The sequence below is a fragment of the Stenotrophomonas sp. 05L44_2 genome (assembly GCF_056665995.1).
In genome coordinates, this window is the sequence record NZ_JBFTNR010000557.1 from 1 (window position 1) to 2,804 (window position 2,804).

The 2,804-nt window shown below is 66.9% G+C and carries 4 protein-coding genes and 1 pseudogene; all 5 read left to right on the forward strand.

Going from position 1 to position 2,804, the window contains the following annotated elements:
• A partial coding sequence (gene ruvB / locus AC1VAN_RS17320; protein WP_480986296.1) for a Holliday junction branch migration DNA helicase RuvB occupies positions 1–599 on the forward strand: 599 nt, incomplete at its 5' end.
• Positions 589–1,026, forward strand: coding sequence for a tol-pal system-associated acyl-CoA thioesterase (gene ybgC / locus AC1VAN_RS17325; RefSeq protein ID WP_032975136.1), 438 nt, complete (start codon positions 589–591; stop codon positions 1,024–1,026). The genes ruvB and ybgC, both read left to right, overlap by 11 nt.
• A gap of 10 nt (positions 1,027–1,036) precedes the next feature.
• The gene (gene tolQ, locus AC1VAN_RS17330; protein ID WP_025874672.1) at positions 1,037–1,816 is read left to right on the forward strand and encodes a protein TolQ; all 780 of its coding nucleotides are present in this window, start codon (positions 1,037–1,039) and stop codon (positions 1,814–1,816) included.
• A 24-nt stretch (positions 1,817–1,840) separates the two neighbouring features.
• Complete coding sequence (gene tolR, locus AC1VAN_RS17335; RefSeq protein WP_032975135.1) at positions 1,841–2,269, forward strand: protein TolR; 429 nt, start codon at positions 1,841–1,843, stop codon at positions 2,267–2,269.
• Positions 2,259–2,804: pseudogene (locus AC1VAN_RS17340) on the forward strand (cell envelope integrity protein TolA); the annotation flags it as partial. The gene tolR and the pseudogene AC1VAN_RS17340, both read left to right, overlap by 11 nt.

Below are 2,804 nucleotides of genomic sequence, written 5' to 3' on the forward strand. Positions count from 1 at the left end.
AGATCGACCTGCCGCCGTTCACCCTGATCGGCGCCACCACCCGCGCCGGCCTGCTGACCGCACCGCTGCGCGACCGCTTTGGCATCGTCCAGCGCCTGGAGTTCTACAGCGTCGAAGAACTGACCCGCATCGTGCGCCGCTCGGCYGCGATCCTGGCCATCGACTGCACCGCCGACGGGGCAGGGGAGATCGCGCGCCGCGCGCGTGGCACCCCGCGTATCGCCAACCGCCTGTTGCGCCGCGTGCGCGATTACGCCCAGGTCAAGGCCGGTGGCCACATCGACCAGACCGTGGCCCAGGCCGCAATGCAGATGCTCAAGGTCGACCCGGAAGGCTTCGACGAGCTTGACCGCCGGCTGCTGAAGACCATGGTCGATTACTTCGACGGTGGCCCGGTGGGCATCGAGTCGCTCGCCGCRGCGCTKTCCGAAGAGCGTGGCACGCTGGAAGACGTGGTCGAGCCGTACCTGATCCAGCAGGGCTTCCTGGTGCGCACCGCGCGTGGCCGCATGGCGACCCACAAGGCCTACCGGCACATGGGCCTGAAGCCGAAGAACCCGCCGCAGGACCTGTTTGCCGAGGTCCCCGATGTCGGTTGAACCGCGATTCAGTTGGCCGACACGCATTTACTGGGAAGATACCGACGCTGGCGGCGTGGTCTACCACGCCCGCTACGTGGCCTTCATGGAACGGGCCCGGACCGAATGGATGCGCGCGCTGGGCTACGGCCAGGAGCGCATGCGGTCCGAGCACGGCATGGTCTTCGCGGTGCGCTCCATGCAGATGGATTTCATCAAGCCGGCACGGCTGGATGACCAGCTGCAGGTAAGCGCCACCCTGGTCCAGCTGAAGAAGGCCAGCATGGTCTTCGACCAGCAGGTCCTGCGCGACGGCCAGCTGCTGCTGTCCGCACAGGTCCGCATCGCCGCACTGGACGCGGCCAGTTTCCGCCCGCGTGGCATGGACGATGCCGTCCTTGCCGCGCTGCAACCCCACCTCCACCCCGAATCCGAACAGAACTCTTGAGGAACAACGGATGATCGCAACGCTCCTGGCCCTGCAGGCCACGGTCACCGAGGCTTTGCCGGCTGACGTCAGCAATGCCGCGACCCAGACCCTTGCCCAGGCCACCACCGGCGGCGGCATCAACTACCTCGAACTGATGGCCAAGGCCAGCTTGCCGGTGAAGATCATCGTGCTGGCGCTGCTGGTCGGCTCGTTCGTCAGCTGGGTGATCATTTTCCGCAAGGCCCGCATCTTCAAGCAGGCCACCCGCGAAGCCGACGAGTTCGAGAACCGCTTCTGGTCCGGTGCCGACCTGGGCAAGCTGTACAGCTCGGCCACCGACCGCAGCCGCAATGTCGGCGGCCTGGAAGCCATCTTCGAAGCCGGTTTCCGCGAGTACACCCGCCTGCGCGACAAGCGCCGGCTGGATGGCCGTGCCCAGCTGGAAGGTGCCCAGCGCGCCATGCGCACCACCTACACCCGCGAAGTCGACCAGCTCGAGCGCAACCTGGAGCTGCTGGCCAACATCGGCTCGACCGCCCCGTACGTAGGCCTGGTCGGTACCGTGTTCGGCATCATGGTGACCATGCACGACATGATCAGCAGCGGCGCCCAGGCCGGTATTGCCGCCGTCGCCCCGGGCATCTCCGAAGCCCTGTTCGCCACTGCCATCGGCCTGTTCGTGGCGATCCCGGCGGTATGGGCCTACAACCGCTTCACCACCCGCGTGGAGCGCATGTCGGTGCGTTTCGAGACCTTCGCCGACGAGTTCAGCTCGATCCTGCAGCGCCAGAGCGCTGGCGACGAGTAAGCGCCAGACCCGGGAGTCCAAGCCATGTCCGCTGCCATCGGTCGCCGCAAGCGCCGCAAGCTGAAATCGGAAATCAACGTCGTTCCCTATATCGACGTCATGCTGGTGCTGYTGATCATCTTCATGGTCACCGCGCCACTGCTCACCCTGAGCTTCGATGTCGACCTGCCCAATTCCAACGCCAAGGCGCTGGAAAGCAAGCAGGAACCGGTGATCGTCTCGGTGCGCCAGGACGGCCAGCTCAGCCTGAAGCTGCCCGACGCCAAGGAACCCACGGCCGTCACTGCCGAGGAACTGCAGGGCCACCTGTCCGGCATCGCCGCGCAGGACAAGGGAGTGCGCGTGATCGTCGCCGCCGACCGTGCCGTGGCCTATGAAAAGGTCATCGCGGCGATGGACGTGATCAAGCGCGCCAACGTGGACAAGGTAGGCCTGGCCACCGATGCACGCTGACGCCCTGCCGCCACCGCACAAGCAGGAACCCGGCTGGGGCCAGCCGATGGTGCTGGCCGTGCTGGTGCACCTGCTGGTCGCGTTRATCTTCATCGGCGCCTGGCTGTGGTCACCGCAGCGCAATACCGATGCCGCCGCAGGTGATCCCTCGGTCGAGGCCAGCCTGGCACTGTCCGCGTCCGAAGCCGCTGCCGCCCGCCAGGCCCTGCGCCAGTCGGAAAAGCTGGAAGACCTGCCGCCGCCGGTGGCCGAACCGATCCCGGTGCCGGAAGACACCATCCCGCCGCCGCAGCCGATTGAAGAGCCGCGCCCGCAGGACGCACCGACGCCGCAGCAGCAACAGGCGCAGGAACGCGTGGCGCAGCCCGACACCAAGGACCAGGACGCGGTCAGCGCGTTGGCGATCTCGCAGGAAAAGGCCAAGCAGGAGCAGGAAGCCAAGCGCCGCCAGGAGCAGATCGACCTGACCGAGCGCAAGCGCCAGGAAGAGGCCGAGCAGAAGCTGCGTCTGGCCAAGCAGCAGGAAGCGGATGCC